Here is a 14,653-nt window from a genome sequence, read left to right as displayed (position 1 = left end):
TTGGCCCCTGTGGGAGCGAGCCTGCTCGCGAAGGCCGCACCGCGGTTTTTCAGAAATACCGCGTTATCGTTTTTCGCGAGCAGGCTCGCTCCCACATTGGATCACTGGCGGGCGTCAGATCGCTTCCAGCTTGGCGTAGCCGAGCATCAGCCACTTGCTGCCTTCGTTGAAGTTCACCTGGACCCGGGCCTGAGCCCCGGCACCTTCGAAGTTCAGGATCACGCCGTCGCCGAACACCGAATGCCGTACTGTCTGGCCCAGACTGAAACCGGTGTCCGGGATCTCGCTGCCGCCAAACAGACTGCTGGAGCTCTGCTGCTGACCGCCGCCGAACGGACGGCTGACGCTGTTGGACAGGCGCACTTCCTGGATCAGGCCTTTCGGTATTTCGCGTACGAAACGCGACACCTTGTTGTAGGTCTCGCTGCCGTACAGGCGTCGGGTTTCGGCATAGGTCATCACCAGGTTCTGCATCGCCCGGGTGATGCCGACGTAGGCCAGGCGGCGCTCCTCCTCGAGACGGCCGGGTTCTTCCAGGCTCATCTTGTGCGGGAAGAGGCCTTCTTCCATGCCCACCAGGAACACATAAGGGAATTCCAGGCCTTTGGCGCTGTGCAGGGTCATCAATTGAATGCTGTCTTCGTGCTCGTCGGCCTGGGTATCGCCCGCCTCCAGCGACGCATGACCGAGGAACGCTGCCAATGGCGACAAGTCTTCGTCTTCTTCCGCATTTTCAAAGTTGCGCGCGGCGCTGACCAGTTCCTCAAGGTTTTCTACGCGGGCCTGGCCTTTCTCGCCTTTTTCCGCTTCGTGGTAGGCGATCAGCCCAGATTGCTCGATGACGGTCTGGGTCATCAGGTGCAGGGGCATTTCCATGCATTTGGCGGCGAGGTTCTCGATCAGCTCGATAAATGCCCCGAGAGCGCCCGCAGCACGCCCGGTCAGGCCTTTATTGGCGACCAGCAGTCGCATGGCTTCCCACATCGATACATCGCTGTGGCGTGCATGGTCGCGGATCGCTTCGACGGTTTTTTCGCCGATGCCACGGGCCGGAACGTTGATCACCCGCTCCAGCGCCGCATCGTTGCCGCGACCTTCCAGCAAACGCAGGTAGGCCATAGCATTTTTGATTTCAGCCCGTTCGAAGAAGCGTTGACCGCCATAGATGCGGTACGGAATACGCTCGCGTAACAAGGCTTCTTCCAAAACGCGCGATTGGGCGTTGGAGCGGTACAGAATCGCGATATCGCTACGTGCCAAGCCGGTTTTCAGCGCGCTTTCGATGGTTTCCACCACATAGCGCGCTTCATCATGCTCGTTGAACGCGGCATACAGATTGATCGCTTCGCCTTCGCCGCCATCGGTCCACAGCTCTTTGCCCATGCGGCCAGCATTGTTGGCGATCAGGGCGTTGGCAGCCTTGAGAATCCCCGCAGTGGAGCGGTAGTTCTGCTCCAGGCGTATGGTCTCGGCATCCGGAAAATCGTCCGAATACTGATAAATGTTTTCGATTTTCGCGCCGCGCCAGCCGTAGATGGACTGATCGTCATCACCGACCACCATCAGGCTGTCGCCGCCCTTGGCCAGCAGACGCAACCAGGCGTACTGCACGGCGTTGGTGTCCTGGAACTCATCCACCAGAATGTGCCGGAAACGCTTTTGATAATGCGCGAGCAAGCCCGGGTGATCGCGCCACAGGTCGAGGGCGCGTAGCAGCAGTTCGGAGAAGTCTATGACGCCAGCGCGCAGGCACGCGGCCTCATAGGCTTCATAAATGCTGCGCATGGTGGCCAGGAACAAGTCGCCGCTGGCCTGAATGTGTTGCGGACGCAGACCTTCGTCTTTCTGTCCGTTGATGAACCACTGGGCCTGACGGGCCGGCCAGCGTTGCTCGTCCAGGCCCAGTTCGCGGATCACCCGCTTGACCAGCCGCTGCTGGTCGTCGCTGTCGAGAATCTGGAACGTCTGGCTCAGGCCGGCTTCCTGCCAATGCGCCCGCAGCAAGCGGTGCGCCAGGCCGTGGAAGGTGCCCACCCACATGCCGGCCGGGTTGATACCCATCAGCTGCTCGATGCGATGGCGCATCTCGGCAGCGGCCTTGTTGGTGAAGGTCACCGACAGGATCGAGTGGGGCGAGGCGTTTTCGACCTGGATCAACCAGGCGATACGGTGCACCAGCACTCGGGTTTTACCGGAACCAGCACCGGCCAGGACCAACTGACGACCCACGGAGGCAGCTACGGCCTGGCGTTGGGCATCGTTGAGGGAGTTCAGCAGAAGGGAGAGGTCATCGCGCATTGGGGCATTCTAGGGGGCGGCGCCACCCCGGGCAAACCCCGCTTTGCTTTAGGCGATGAAAGTCATGCGCAGGACGACAGGTCGGTCATCGGCTGCAAGCGTTGGCGGGACTCGCCTGCACGCTTTTACGGCGGGGAAAGCAGCGGATATTTTTATCCGTTTTATGACCCGGGGCAGTGTGGTCCGGGCAGTTGCTTGTGTATGCTCCGTTCACGTTTCGGGCTCATGCTCATCATTATAAAAACAAGAACTTTACCTATGACCCTCAGCTCCGACCTGTCGGGCCCCGCGGTGGAGCCTCGGGTTATCCGTAAACAGTACGCCATGGAAATGGCGGTCGAACGCATGCGCCTGCTGTATCAAGGCTCATTGCTGCCCACGCTGTTCATGCTGATCAATGGCCTGGTCTGCGCCTGGTTGCTCTGGAGCCCGCAGCGCTATGTCCTGGTCAGCGTCTGGCTGGTGTGGTTGTTGTCGTTGGTGGCGTTGCGAGTGATTCAGGTCGCGGCCTTCGATTCAGCGATTCCCAACCGCCAGGCCCATCCGATCTGGCGCCGCATGTTTTTGCTGGGTTCGGCCCTGACCGGCCTGACCCTGGCCGGTGCTGGCATTGCGCTGGTCCCCGCCGACAACTTCATACAGCAAGCCTGGGTGTTCGGTCTGATCGGCGCGGCTGCGCTCTCGGCCAGCGTGGCCTACGCGGTCAGCCTGCCCGCCTTCCTGTCCTTTACCTTGCCCTGCCTGTTGCCGGCCATCGCCTATCTGTTCTGGGGCGGCGATGAGCAGGGGCAGGGTTGGGGCTGGTTCGGGCTGATTCTGCTGGGCGCGTTGAGCGTGGTCGCCTGGCAGGTCAATCGGCTGATCGATAGCGGGCTGTTGCGGCGCTTCCAGAATCAGGCACTGATCGAGCACTTGCAGCAGGCTCAAAGCGGCAGCGACCGACTCAATCACACGCTGGCCAAGGAAATCGACCAGCGCCGTCGTGCCGAAGACGAACTGCGTGCGATTCAAATCGGGCTGGAAAGCCGCATCGCCCAGCGCAGTCTGGAGCTGGACGCCGCCAACCAGGCTTTGAGCAAGAGTGAAGCGCGACTGGCGCTGGCGTTGAAGGCCAGTGAGCTGGGCTTGTGGGACTGGAACCTGCAAACCGATGAAGTCCACCACACCCACCTCCAGGAACTGTTCGGCCTGGAGCCGGAGTGTGTCACGGCGATGCTTCGCCACCTCAAGCCGCGTCTGCACCCCGATGACTTGCCGTCGCTCAAGCGCGCGCTGGTCGAGCATTTGAAAGGCCGCAGCGAGGATTATCAGGTTGAGTACCGCGTGCGCCATGGCGACGGTCATTGGGTGTGGATCGAGGACCGTGGTCGAGCGGTCGAGCGCAGTGACAACGGTCGGGTAATCCGTATGGTCGGCACCCGCCGCGACATCAGCGTCAGTAAAAGCCTGGAAGTTCAGCGGCAACTGGCAGCGACCGTGTTCGAGGCGGCCAGCGAAGGCATCGTGATTTTCGACCCGAATTACGCGCTGATCGCGGTCAATCAGGCGTTCAGTCGATTCACCGGCTATGCCATCGAGGACATGCTCGGGCGCAACGTAGTCGACTTGCCCTGCAGTCGTGATGCCCGCCGGCACTATGCGACGATCCATCAGGCGCTGGAGCAACACGGGACCTGGCAAGGCGAGCTGGTGGAAACCCGCAAGAATGGTGAGCTGTATCCGCAATGGTTGCAACTGAATGCCGTACGCGATGCTCGGGGAAACGTGAGCCATATAGTGGGCTTCTTCGCCGATTTATCAGCGCGACGGGAATCTGAAGAACGCATGCGCTACCTGACCCATCATGACGAACTCACCGGCCTGGCCAACCGCTCGCTATTTCGCGAGCGACTGAGCGAAGCTCACCAGCGAGTGCGCCAAGGCGGCTACCGTAGTCTGGCGTTGCTGCACATCAACCTGGACCGTTTCAAACTGCTCAACGACAGCCTTGGCCATGAAATCGCCGATCAGTTATTACAAAAAATGGCCCGGCGCCTGGTCAACGCGCTGCCCGAGGCGGACACCATCGCGCGCTTGTCCGGCGATGAGTTCGCCGTGTTGTTCAATACCTACGGCAACCTCTCGAGCCTGGCGCGGGTGGCGACGCGCTTGTCGACCAAGTTGCGTTTGCCGTTGACCGTCGAAGGGCATGAATTGGTGGTGAGCGCTTCAATGGGCATCAGTATGTTGCCGGACAATGCCAGGGAAATTTCCGCGCTGGTCAGTCAGTCGAACATCGCCATGCAGCATGCCAAACACTTGGGCGGCAATAATTTCCAGTTCTACACCGACAGTCTGCAAGCCAGTACGCTGGAGCGCTTGCAGTTGGAAAATCAACTGCGCAAGGCCATCGAAGAAAAGCAATTGAAGGTGTTTTACCAACCCAAGCTGTGCCTCGCCACGGGCCGGTTGAACGCTGCCGAGGCGCTGGTGCGCTGGGATCATCCGACCATGGGTAGCGTTCCGCCAGGGGATTTCATTGGCCTGGCCGAGGAGGCGGGTCTGATTGGCCCTATTGGCGAATTTGTGTTGCGACAGGCCTGCTGGCAAGCCTGCGAGTGGCAACGTCAGGGGCTTGCGCCGATTCGGGTGTCGGTCAACCTGTCGGTGCATCAACTGCGTCAGGGCAAATTGGTCAGCCTGGTGCGTCAGGTGCTGGAAGAAACCGGCCTGGCGCCGCATAACCTGGAGCTGGAGCTCACCGAAAGTCATTTGCTGGACAGCGTCGAGCACATCATCGCCACCTTCCAGCAGCTGCGAAATCTTGGGGTAAAACTGGCGATTGACGATTTTGGTACCGGTTATTCATCCCTGAGCTACCTCAAACGCATCCCGGTGGATTACGTGAAGATCGATCAAGCGTTTATCCGTGGTCTGGGGGAGGGCACTGTGGATGCGGCGATTACCCGGGCAATTATTGCCATGGCTCATGGACTGTCGTTGAAAGTAGTGGCTGAAGGGGTCGAGCGGCCGGAGCAGCTTGAGTTTTTGAAGGCCGAGCGCTGTGATGAAGTGCAGGGCTATCTGGTCAGTCGGCCAGTCGAGGCCGATGGCCTGTTGCAACTGCTGCGTGCGGACGCGAAGCCTTTGTAAGGGCTACATGGAGCGCACAGGGCGTGAAATGGGGACATCGAGTTACGCATTGAGCAGGCAAAAAGCCGATTCTTGTAGTATAACTACAAGCTTGCTACATCCCCGGCACCTGCCAATAACAAAGAGTCGACCCCTTTGAATCTGCTGCAACATATTGCCCAGTCACGCCACCTGTTACGCAAGTCGGAGCTCAAGGTCGCCGACCACGTGCTGCTTGACCCTGCGGCAGTGATGCACAGTTCCATGGCCGACCTGGCCCATAGCGTGGGCATCAGTGAGCCGACCATCGTTCGGTTTTGCCGCGCCATCGGGTGCTCCGGGTTTCAGGATCTGAAGCTGAAGCTGGCGCAGAGTCTTGCGGCGGGTGCGAGCTTCGGGCAGTTCGCGATCCATGAAGACGATTCGGTCGCTGACTACAGCCTGAAGATCTTTGACACCACCCTGCACACTCTGATGGAGGTTCGCGAGCGACTTGATCCGGTGGAGTTGCAGCGGGCCGTGTCGCTGATGTCCCAGGCCCAGCGTGTGGAGTTCTACGGCTTTGGGGCGTCGGGTGCGGTGGCGGCGGATGCCCAGCACAAGTTTTTCCGCTTGCTGCTGACCGCTGCGGCGTACTCCGACCCGCACATGCAGGCGATGTCGGCCGTGACCCTGAAGCCGACCGACGTAGCGATCTGCATTTCCCAGTCCGGGCGCTCCAAGGACCTGTTGATCACCGCGAATCTGGTGCGCGAAAGCGGCGCTTCGCTGATCACTTTGTGCCCGAGCCAGACGCCGTTGGCCGAGCTGTCGACCGTCAATCTGGCGATCGACGTGCATGAAGACACCGAAATTTATACCCCGCTGACTTCGCGCATTGCCCACCTTGTGGTGATCGACGTATTGGCGATGGGTGTGGCCATGGCGCGTGGGCCGAGCCTGGTCAACCACCTCAAGAGCGTCAAGCGCAGCCTGCGCAGTTTGCGACTGTCGCCCAAGTCGGTGAAAGCGCTGGACGACTGACGTCGTCGTAAGGTCGTTCCGACCTTAATCGCGAGCAAGCTCGCTCCCACAGGTTCTGTGGTGTATGCACAATTTGTGCAACACGGCTGATCAAATGTGGGAGCGAGCTTGCTCGCGATGGCATCCTGGAAAGCGCTGCAAATTCACATCCCTGTAACGCACAAGCCGCCAAACCGTCATCCCCCGTGCCCATCCTGTAACTCCCGTCATCGCCTTGGGAGACTCGAAATGGCCCAGCCCTACGAAGAACGCAACAGCGCCGTCAGAACCCGTCGCCAGCAGGAAGACCAGCGCCGCATGGAATTTCGCCGCGCCATCGAAGATCGCTGCGAACGCCGTCAGCTGTTGGCCGAGATTGGCGACTTGCCTGACGAACTGGAACTCAACTTCTGGCAGGCAGCTCCCGTAGCTTCCCGTCGAAACGCTCAACCAGGGCGCTGATCTGCATCCGTTCGCTGCGAATAAACGCAAGGAATGCGTGCGCCACCGGTGACAGCCGTTTGGCCTTGGCCTGTACCAGGCACCAGCTGCGATACAGCGGCAGCTCTTCGACCGGCAACTCGATCAGGCCGCCGGTCGCCAACTCAAGGTTCAGGGCGTGGCGCGTCAACAGCGCCAGGCCCAGACCCGCCAACACACATTCCCGTTGTGCTTCGGCTGACGAGACCTCCTGGGTCTGGTTGAAGTGCACACGTTTCTCCTTGAAATACTCTTCGCAGGCCAGCCGCGTCCCGGAGCCGGTCTCGCGTAGCAATAGTGTGTAAGGCTCGAGATCCTGCAAGCGCAGAGGGCCCATGTGACACAACGGATGATCCGGTGGCGCCACGGCGACGATCGGGTTGTTGAGGAACGGCAGGAATTCCAGTCCCATATCCTGCGGCACCATGGACATGATCACCAGGTCATCGCGATTATCGGAAAGACGTCGAATCACCTGCCCACGGTTGACCACTGTCAGTTGCAGGTTGACCTCCGGATGCTGGCGTTTGAACGCAGCAAACAGATGTGGCACGAAATACTTGGCGCTGGATTCTACCGCCAGTTTCAGTTGGCCCTGCAGCGAGCCTTGCATGTCCGAGAGCTGCATATCGAGGTTTTCCAGGCGCCCGAAAATGTCCCGGCTGGCGCGCTGAAGCGCTTCAGCGGCTTCGGTCATGTAGAGTTTTTTGCCGACGTAATCGAACAAGGGTTGACCGATCAGCTCCTCGAGTTGACGGATCTGCAGGCTGACGGCAGGTTGTGTGAGCGACATTTCTTCGGCCGCGCGGCTGTAGGACCTTAGATCACAGACCTCGTTGAAGATCTGCAATTGACGCAATGTCATACGCATCAAGGACTTACGCATAATTCAAGGTCTCTGTCCGCAGGCTGGTACGTCAACTATAAGTCTTTACTTATGCCTGACCCAATAATTAATCATTTTTGTTAATCCCTTGTGGGGGCTAGTGTGGGGCTGCGACTAAATCGAAACATTTGGTCACGCGTCGACCTGGTCTAGCAGGTCGTGGGTACCACCGGCTCAAGGGAACCTCCAAGTGATAAAAAAGATCCTGATCGCCAACCGTGGTGAGATTGCCGTACGAATCGTGCGTGCCTGCGCCGAAATGGGCATTCGCTCGGTCGCGGTCTATTCCGATGCCGACCGTCATGCATTGCATGTGAAGCGTGCGGATGAGGCTCACAGCATCGGTGCCGATCCGCTGGCCGGCTACCTGAACCCGCGCAAGCTGGTGAACCTGGCTGTGGAAACCGGCTGCGATGCCTTGCATCCAGGCTACGGTTTCCTTTCGGAAAATGCCGAGCTGGCGGAGATCTGCGCCGAGCGTGGAATCAAATTCATTGGCCCGTCGGCGGAAGTCATTCGCCGCATGGGCGACAAGACCGAAGCGCGCCGCAGCATGATCAAGGCCGGTGTGCCGGTCACGCCAGGCACTGAGGGCAACGTTTCGGGTATCGAAGAAGCACTCACTGAAGGTAACCGCATCGGTTACCCGGTGATGCTCAAGGCCACTTCCGGTGGTGGCGGCCGCGGCATTCGTCGCTGCAACAGCCGCGAAGAACTCGAACAGGCGTTCCCCCGCGTGATCTCCGAAGCCACCAAGGCGTTCGGTTCGGCGGAAGTGTTCCTGGAAAAATGCATCGTCAATCCGAAACACATCGAAGCGCAGATCCTCGGCGACAGCTTTGGCAACGTGGTACATCTGTTCGAACGTGACTGCTCGATCCAGCGCCGCAACCAGAAGCTCATCGAAATCGCCCCGAGCCCGCAACTGACCCCGGAACAGCGTGCCTACATCGGCGACCTGTCGGTGCGTGCGGCCAAGGCCGTGGGCTACGAGAACGCCGGTACCGTGGAGTTCCTGCTCGCCGAGGGCGAGGTGTACTTCATGGAGATGAACACCCGGGTGCAGGTGGAACACACCATCACCGAGGAAATCACCGGCATCGACATCGTCCGCGAGCAGATTCGCATCGCGTCCGGCTTGCCGCTTTCGGTGAAACAGGAAGACATCCAGCACCGCGGTTTCGCGCTGCAATTCCGGATCAACGCCGAAGACCCAAAAAACAACTTCCTGCCGAGCTTCGGCAAGATCACCCGTTACTACGCCCCCGGCGGCCCCGGTGTGCGCACTGACACGGCGATCTACACCGGCTACACCATTCCGCCGTACTACGACTCCATGTGCCTGAAACTGGTGGTCTGGGCGCTGACCTGGGAAGAAGCGATGGACCGTGGCTTGCGCGCCCTCGACGACATGCGTCTGCAAGGGGTCAAGACCACTGCCGCGTATTACCAGGAAATCCTGCGCAACCCGGAATTCCGTAGCGGCCAGTTCAACACCAGCTTCGTTGAAAGCCACCCTGAACTGACCAACTACTCGATCAAGCGCAAACCCGAAGAGCTGGCCCTGGCCATCGCCGCCGCCATCGCCGCCCACGCAGGCCTGTGAGGAATATTCCAATGACAAAGAAAATCTACGTTACCGACACAATCCTGCGCGACGCCCACCAATCGCTGCTCGCCACCCGCATGCGCACCGAAGACATGCTGCCGATCTGCGACAAGCTCGACAAAGTCGGCTATTGGTCGCTTGAGTGCTGGGGCGGTGCGACGTTCGACGCCTGCGTGCGCTTCCTCAAGGAAGATCCGTGGGAGCGCCTGCGCCAACTGCGTGCCGCATTGCCTAACACTCGCCTGCAGATGCTCCTGCGTGGCCAGAACCTGCTGGGCTACCGCCACTACAGCGACGACGTGGTCAAAGCCTTTGTCGCCAAGGCGGCGGTCAACGGCATCGACGTGTTCCGCATCTTCGATGCCATGAACGACGTACGTAACCTGCGTACGGCCATCGAAGCGGTAAAAGCGGCAGGCAAACACGCTCAGGGCACCATCGCCTATACCACTAGCCCGGTGCACACCATCGGCGCCTTCGTGGCACAAGCCAAGCAGATGGAGGCCATGGGTTGCGACTCTGTGGCGATCAAGGACATGGCCGGTCTGCTGACTCCGTACGCTACTGGCGAACTGGTCCGGGCGTTGAAATCCGAGCAGTCGCTGCCAGTGTTCATTCACTCGCACGACACCGCTGGTCTCGCGGCTATGTGTCAGCTCAAGGCGATCGAAAACGGTGCCGACCACATCGACACCGCGATCTCCAGCTTCGCCTCGGGCACCAGCCACCCAGGCACCGAATCAATGGTTGCCGCCCTTAAAGGCACCGAATACGACACCGGCCTGAACCTGGAACTGCTGCAGGAAATCGGCCTGTACTTCTACGCCGTGCGCAAGAAGTACCACCAGTTCGAAAGCGAATTCACCGCTGTCGACACCCGCGTGCAAGTCAACCAGGTACCGGGCGGGATGATTTCCAACCTGGCCAACCAGTTGAAAGAGCAGGGCGCTCTGAACCGCATGAGCGAAGTGCTGGCGGAGATCCCGCGGGTTCGCGAAGATCTCGGCTTCCCGCCGCTGGTGACCCCGACCTCGCAAATCGTCGGCACCCAGGCGTTCTTCAACGTGCTGGCCGGCGAGCGCTACAAGACCATCACCAACGAAGTGAAACTTTACCTGCAAGGCGGCTACGGCAAGGCGCCGGGCACCGTTAACGAAAAACTGCGTCGCCAGGCGATCGGCAGCGAAGAGGTGATCGACGTCCGTCCAGCTGACCTGCTCAAGCCGGAAATGACCAAGCTGCGTGCCGAAATCGGCGCCGTGGCCAAGTCTGAAGAAGACGTGCTGACCTACGCCATGTTCCCGGACATCGGCCGCAAATTCCTCGAAGAACGTGCAGCCGGCACCCTGACACCTGAAGTGCTGTTGCCGATTCCGGAAGCGGGCGGCGTGACCTCCGCCGGTGGCGAAGGCGTGCCTACCGAGTTCGTCATCGACGTCCACGGCGAAACCTACCGCGTCGACATCACCGGCGTCGGCGTCAAGGCGGAAGGCAAGCGTCACTTCTACCTGTCCATCGACGGCATGCCGGAAGAAGTGGTGTTCGAACCGCTCAACGAGTTCGTCAGCGGCGGCAGCAGCAAGCGCAAGCAAGCCACGGCCCCGGGCCACGTCAGCACCACCATGCCAGGCAATATCGTCGACGTGCTGGTCAAGGAAGGCGATACCGTCAAAGCCGGTCAGTCCGTATTGATCACCGAAGCGATGAAGATGGAAACCGAAGTCCAGGCGGCCATCGCCGGTAAAGTCACCGCTATCCATGTGGCCAAGGGCGACCGGGTGAACCCGGGCGAAATCCTGATCGAGATTGAAGGTTGAGTTAACAGCCGAGATAGCACCGCTTTAAACCTCGGGGGGGCATGTGCTCCCCTTTTTTTATTCGACACAGCCCCTGTAGGCGCTAGCTTGCTCGCGATGGCAGTCTGGAAGCCAACCCAATAGTTGAGCGTCACTTCATTCGGTACTTGGTGTAGGACCGATCCGAGATAACGAAACCGGGCTTTACTTCGCTTGGGGGCTCGCCTGTAGTTCGCCCGTCGTACCCCACTCTCCGGCCGTTCGGCACGAACCTGGCAGGCCTATTGGCATAACCGCTTAGCCGATTCGCTAGCGTTGTGGCACCCATACTGTATATTAATACAGTATGGGTGCTTTCAATGTCAGGACATTTTGTATAGTCCGAGCAATTGCCAATAGTTGATTATCTTTTTTTTGACGCAACATCGCGTAACAGCGATGGGCGGGACGCCTGGACCTTCAAAGCAAGGTAGAATCGCGACCCGCAATGGGGGGTGTATGGCAAAAGAGGTGCAAATCACATTTGATGAGCAGAACTGTCCTTTCGCTTTGGAGGTTCCTGTTCAGTCATTGTCAGCTGTGCGTGCGATAGCTCGAGCAATGGCGAACACCTTTCCCGCAGAAAATCAGCTTGTCCTAGCCAGAACCTTCGGTGTTCGGGTTATCGAAGCTTGGTGGCGTGGACTCACCGAGCAAGAGATAGCGCCTCAAGAACTACGCGCGCCAATCGCTGCCTTTGAGACTTCAACTCTTTCTAACTCGGCCAGCGCTCTGGCGGAGCAGATAGGCTTGGCAGCAGCCAAGTCCGATGCGGAGACGGCCGCTTACCAAATTGGTCTCACCTACACGAGCATGCTTCCTGTGGAGCATCGCGGTGAGTACGGTATTTTCTACACTCCACCAACCTTGACCGCCCGGCTCATTGATCAGGTCACATCGGCTAATGTTGATTGGGCTAAATGTCGAGTTCTGGATCCGGCGTGTGGCGGTGGTGCGTTCCTTGCTCCGATCGCGCAGCGAATCATGAACACGCTTGCTCATTGCAGCCCGAAGCTTCTATTGCAAAGCATCGGTAACCGTTTGCATGGCTTTGAGATTGATCCATTCGGTGCCTGGCTGAGTCAAGTTGCCTTAGACGCTGTGCTGCTACCAATTAGTAGTCCGTCTGGCCTGCGGCTCCCAGTTATGGTCACGGTTTGTGATTCATTGCGGCATAGCCCGATCAAAGATGGCTTCGATTTAGTCATTGGGAATCCCCCATATGGCAGAGCGAAGCTAGATGCTGAGACGCGAGAGCTATACAAGCGATCACTGTATGGACATGCCAACCTCTATGGGCTGTTTACAGATTTTGCGATCCGTCAGACCAAGCCTGGTGGCTTGATAGCCTATGTCACCCCGACTTCATTCCTCGCGGGAGGCTATTTCAAAAATCTTCGTGCACTGATCGGCCAAGCAGCACCTCCAATAGCAATTGATTTTGTAGCTGCGCGCAAAGGTGTTTTTGATGATGTGCTTCAGGAGATGGCACTCACCACCTATCGTAGAGCAGGTGAGGCAGTTCCGGTTGCGGTCTCTGAGATCACGTCTTCCGACGGAGTGATCGACGTCAAAGAAACAGGTTCGATTACGCTTCCGAAAGATCTCACTCTGCCATGGTTATTGCCTAGGAACCAAGCCCAGACTGAGCTCGTAGCGAAGCTTGTTGATATGCCTTACCGCCTTGCTGATTGGGGGTACGGGGTCAGTACAGGTCCATTAGTCTGGAATCGCCATAAGTCGCAATTGACCTATCAGCCAGGCATTAATCGTCTGCCGTTGATCTGGGCTGAAGCTATTACTGCCGACGGTGATTTCATTTTTCGGGCAGAAAAAAAGAACCATGCTCCCTATTTTGAACTGAAACCATCTGATCAGTGGTTAGTAACGACCAAGCCGTGTGTTCTTTTACAGCGCACCACGGCCAAAGAGCAAAGCCGTCGTCTCATTGCAACAGCTTTACCCATTGAGTTCTTGCAATCACATGGTGGCGTTGTAATCGAGAACCACATCAATATGATCAGACCTACCACGGATGCTCCACACATTGATGCTTCAGTGCTTGCTGCTTTTCTCAATAGTGGGGCAGCTGATCGTGCGTTTCGTTGTGTTAGTGGTTCCGTGGCAGTTTCAGCCTATGAGTTGGAGTCTTTGCCGTTACCCGCGCCGACAGCCTTGAAGGAATTAACGAGGCTGGTGGAGTCTGGTGGATCGAAGGATGCCATCGAAGCCGAATGCTCAAAACTTTTTTAAGGAAGAAGTAGTGCTACCACCCTATGTCTCACGAGCTTTGATATCTGAAAGGTTGCCTCTGATCTTTCCGGAAGGAACGCCTAATCGTACTTACTGTACACGTGAGCTGGCGGCAAGCACGGTTTTCACGATGCTTTACATCGGAGCAGTCGAGGGTGCAGACGTTTGGCTTGGGCCTGTACACGTTTATCGAATGACGGATATGCAAGCGGGAGATGGCTGCGAGACTGCACGTTTGAATTATCGTGCAAACTTGCGAAAGAAATCTTTTCAAGTCCCTGGTACCCGTTGGTATGCAGATAACACCAGGGAGCCTATTCGCGACGAAACTTTACGGGAGGGTTTGTTGGTGGTAGGGGCTGTGCTCGAACGCGCGGATGTAATTACTACATCAGGCGCTCCTCGCTATGCACTCAAGGCTGACCTTGCAGCTCTTTTCGACCCTGATCTTGTAGAAGAGGACTTGGAAGGCGCTATTTTGTTGTGGCAAGAAAACCATCTCTCACGCAGTGCAAGAGCACGTGTATCGCTTATGCGCGCAGGCACAACAGGGAAGGAAGGCGTCATGGTTTTCTTCCCTAATGGTGACACTCGTCGACTGGTTTCAGGACCAAGTTCTGACATCTCAAAAGCAGTCGTTGAAGTTTTTGCGATAAAATTTTTAGAAAAACCAGGCGTCATTTGGCTCAGTGAATCAGGCAACAAAGTGGCTCATCCTGATCTCAAGCTGGCCTCGGCTATTGGTCTCGATATAGAGGCTCAGAAAAATCTGCCGGACTTGATTTTGGTAGATTTGGGGCCGGTCGAACCACTTATTGTATTCGTTGAGGTCGTCGCAACTGATGGTGCTATTACGCCTCGTAGACAGGACGCATTGTTCGCGATCACGGATAAAGGTGGGTTCAGACGCTCTCAAGTTGCTTTTGTGACTGCTTATGCGGATAGAGAAACGGCTGGATTTAAAAAAACAGTAACCGGTTTGGCTTGGGGGTCCTTTGCGTGGTTTATGTCTGAGCCTGAAAATCTCGTGCTGTTACAAAATGGTGTTAGTCGATTAGCTAGTCTCAACGTATTCGCAACCAATCCAATATAGCCTCCATTGGTTGTTTCGGAATAGGTGGATGCATTTGTGAGCAAGCCTTGCTCCAATAAATCACGGCGCCGTATTTCGACGCTAAC

At 57.8% G+C, this 14,653-nt stretch carries 9 protein-coding genes; 7 read left to right on the top strand and 2 right to left on the bottom strand.

Annotated elements, in window-relative coordinates:
* Positions 1-114 precede the first annotated feature (114 nt).
* Entirely contained in the window at positions 115-2,298 is a 2,184-nt protein-coding gene (gene uvrD, locus ACA067_RS32340) for a DNA helicase II (RefSeq protein ID WP_064680493.1), read from the bottom strand.
* A gap of 258 nt (positions 2,299-2,556) precedes the next feature.
* On the opposite strand from uvrD, the gene ACA067_RS32335 reads away from it, so the two are divergent.
* The 3 genes from ACA067_RS32335 (at position 2,557) to ACA067_RS32325 (ending at position 6,873) form a co-directional block, all read left to right on the top strand.
* Complete coding sequence (locus ACA067_RS32335; RefSeq protein WP_497460058.1) at positions 2,557-5,430, top strand: EAL domain-containing protein; 2,874 nt, start codon at positions 2,557-2,559, stop codon at positions 5,428-5,430.
* 135 nt (positions 5,431-5,565) lie between these two features.
* Positions 5,566-6,432, top strand: coding sequence for a transcriptional regulator HexR (gene hexR / locus ACA067_RS32330; protein WP_064680491.1), 867 nt, complete (start codon positions 5,566-5,568; stop codon positions 6,430-6,432).
* Positions 6,433-6,660: 228 nt separating this feature from the next.
* A complete protein-coding gene (locus ACA067_RS32325; protein WP_497460057.1) occupies positions 6,661-6,873 on the top strand; it encodes a PA3496 family putative envelope integrity protein in 213 nt (70 codons plus the stop codon).
* On the opposite strand, the gene ACA067_RS32320 is transcribed toward ACA067_RS32325, so the two are convergent.
* A complete protein-coding gene (locus ACA067_RS32320) occupies positions 6,815-7,777 on the bottom strand; it encodes a LysR family transcriptional regulator (protein ID WP_497460056.1) in 963 nt (320 codons plus the stop codon). The genes ACA067_RS32325 and ACA067_RS32320 overlap by 59 nt on opposite strands.
* 190 nt (positions 7,778-7,967) lie before the next feature.
* On the opposite strand from ACA067_RS32320, the gene ACA067_RS32315 reads away from it, so the two are divergent.
* The 4 genes from ACA067_RS32315 (at position 7,968) to ACA067_RS32300 (ending at position 14,567) form a co-directional block, all read left to right on the top strand.
* Positions 7,968-9,383, top strand: a complete 1,416-nt coding sequence (locus ACA067_RS32315) for an acetyl-CoA carboxylase biotin carboxylase subunit (protein ID WP_497460055.1) — start codon at positions 7,968-7,970, stop codon at positions 9,381-9,383.
* Between the two features lie 11 nt (positions 9,384-9,394).
* Positions 9,395-11,203 carry a sodium-extruding oxaloacetate decarboxylase subunit alpha gene (gene oadA / locus ACA067_RS32310; protein ID WP_497460054.1) on the top strand — a complete coding sequence of 603 codons (1,809 nt, stop codon included), beginning with the start codon at positions 9,395-9,397 and terminating at the stop codon, positions 11,201-11,203.
* A gap of 477 nt (positions 11,204-11,680) precedes the next feature.
* Positions 11,681-13,474, top strand: coding sequence for an HsdM family class I SAM-dependent methyltransferase (locus ACA067_RS32305; protein ID WP_497460053.1), 1,794 nt, complete (start codon positions 11,681-11,683; stop codon positions 13,472-13,474).
* Positions 13,440-14,567: a BsuBI/PstI family type II restriction endonuclease gene (locus ACA067_RS32300; protein ID WP_497460052.1), complete on the top strand. Its 1,128-nt coding sequence runs from the start codon at positions 13,440-13,442 to the stop codon at positions 14,565-14,567. The genes ACA067_RS32305 and ACA067_RS32300 overlap by 35 nt, the downstream gene beginning before the upstream one ends.
* Positions 14,568-14,653: the final 86 nt, after the last annotated feature.

The sequence above is a fragment of the Pseudomonas sp. LBUM1674 genome (assembly GCF_059695635.1).
Note: the sequence above shows the minus strand (reverse complement) of the source record. Positions and strands in the feature narration are given on the sequence as shown.

Bases quoted from the DNA above. Each gene is read 5' to 3' on its own strand.
- uvrD (WP_064680493.1), bottom strand. From the start codon at position 2,298: ATGCGCGATGACCTCTCCCTTCTGCTGAACTCCCTCAACGATGCCCAA.
- ACA067_RS32335 (WP_497460058.1), top strand. From the start codon at position 2,557: ATGACCCTCAGCTCCGACCTGTCGGGCCCCGCGGTGGAGCCTCGGGTT.
- ACA067_RS32325 (WP_497460057.1), top strand. From the start codon at position 6,661: ATGGCCCAGCCCTACGAAGAACGCAACAGCGCCGTCAGAACCCGTCGC.
- ACA067_RS32320 (WP_497460056.1), bottom strand. From the start codon at position 7,777: ATGCGTAAGTCCTTGATGCGTATGACATTGCGTCAATTGCAGATCTTC.
- oadA (WP_497460054.1), top strand. From the start codon at position 9,395: ATGACAAAGAAAATCTACGTTACCGACACAATCCTGCGCGACGCCCAC.
- ACA067_RS32305 (WP_497460053.1), top strand. From the start codon at position 11,681: ATGGCAAAAGAGGTGCAAATCACATTTGATGAGCAGAACTGTCCTTTC.
- ACA067_RS32300 (WP_497460052.1), top strand. From the start codon at position 13,440: ATGCCATCGAAGCCGAATGCTCAAAACTTTTTTAAGGAAGAAGTAGTG.